Consider the following 1,726-nt stretch of genomic DNA (forward strand, 5'->3'; position numbering starts at 1 on the left):
CGCGGAAAGCGAAGCGCCGCCGTGCTAAATCAGAGGCCACTGAAAAACTTGCTTTTTTTAATCGTGCAAATAAATTTTCATACAAAAAAGGCAGATTGCCGTCTGATTTTGGATCGCAATCTGCCTTTTTCCACGTATTTTTTACTCTTTTTCACTCAGAAGTTTTAGAATTCGCTTGAGATTGACTACGAATATCGCTGTGGCCCCCTGAATCTCCATGCTAAATAGACCCGCAGATGATGCCGTATCATACCCGTGTTTATGTTTAAGTTCACTATTTTTTGCTTCAATTTTATACCGAGACTTCGCCTTTTCTTTAAATTCCTCAGTATTTTGAAATGCTTCCTGCTCTTTATGTTCAGTTGATTTTATTGTTGTAGAATACGTTTTATATTTGGCGCCTTCTTTGTAACATCCCTCTTTAAGAGGACATACTTTGCATTTTTCTACATCAAAATAATAGGTTTCGCGCTGATTTTTCCCCGAATCTTTTCTACCATGACGTCCTTTTTTTACAGCCATATGTCCAGCCATACAAACATACATACCTGCATCTTTATTAAACTCAAATTCATCTTCTTTTGTACGTGTACCTTGGTTTACGGGGTGTAACTTAGAAACTAATGCAATATCATTTTCTTTTGTGTATCGAATATTGTTTTTTTCAGAGTAAGCAGTATCCCCAATTACTGTATCAATTTCCATTCCTGTCTCTTTGCTTTTATCAATTAGATCTTGAAGATATTTCCCGTCACTTTTTTCACCTGTAGTCACAATAGCAGCTGTAATAATACGTTCATCACTCATCGCGATATGTGTTTTGTAGCCAAAGAAAGAAGAGTCAGCTGTTTTATGTCCTACACGTGCATCTGGATCATTTGAATAACTTAGTTGTTCCGTATAATCGTCTACGACTTCTTTTAGTACATTTAATTTTTCTTTAACGGCTGGAAGAAACGCCAATTGAGGTTCTTCTTCCACTACTGAAATTACTTGTCGACAATAGTTCAATTCAACTTCTACTTCGTCAGAAGTTGGTTTTGAAGGAAACTTTTCTTTCATCGATTCATCCATTTGATAAACAGCTTTTCGAACATTTTTGGCTTTCTCTTGTAAAAACTCTTTCGGTGATTTTTGGTTATAACGTGCTCTTGTATGTGTGGCATCCACGATAATAGATTTACTTTTAATGATTTCTTTTTCCAATGCAATCTCAACTGTTTTCCCAATAAGCATATCTAATAAACCCTCATCTGGAAGACGGAGTTTGCGGAATTTCGTTAAGGAACTAGGGTCAATCACAGAATCTTCTGGTGCCATATCGAGGAAATATTTAAACGACATATCATATTTAGACCGTTCCACTACATCTACATCTGATAAATCAAAAATTGATTTGAGCAATAGATATTTGAACATGCGGATAGGTGGCACTGCATTGCGACCGTTATCAAGACAATATTTTGTTTTTAATTCTTCAAGGATGAATGTAAAATCTACAAGTTCATTGATTTTGCGAAGCATATTTTCTTTCGGCACAACGATATCGTATATTGCCATGAATGGGCTAAGATTAAGAGACTCTTGGTTTGAAATCATTTGGATATCACCTACATACAATTTAATATCTTTATTATAAAGTAAAAAGGCAGTTGAAAGTTCAATTAAATCGAACTTTCAACTGCCTAATTTAAATATTGGACTTTTTCAGTGACCTCGCTAAATC

General features: G+C 35.3%; 1 protein-coding gene. It reads right to left on the reverse strand.

Annotated features, from left to right (window positions below):
* Positions 1-141 precede the first annotated feature (141 nt).
* Positions 142-1,599 (reverse strand): IS1182 family transposase, encoded by a 1,458-nt coding sequence (locus tag ACIP9W_RS22430; protein ID WP_400793442.1) that lies wholly within the window; start codon positions 1,597-1,599, stop codon positions 142-144.
* Between the last annotated feature and the right edge of the window lie 127 nt (positions 1,600-1,726).

The organism is Psychrobacillus sp. NPDC093180 (genome assembly GCF_044754065.1).
Lineage (GTDB): Bacteria > Bacillota > Bacilli > Bacillales_A > Planococcaceae > Psychrobacillus.

Coding starts and splice junctions, on each gene's coding strand:
- ACIP9W_RS22430 (WP_400793442.1), bottom strand. CDS start 1,599: ATGATTTCAAACCAAGAGTCTCTTAATCTTAGCCCATTCATGGCAATA.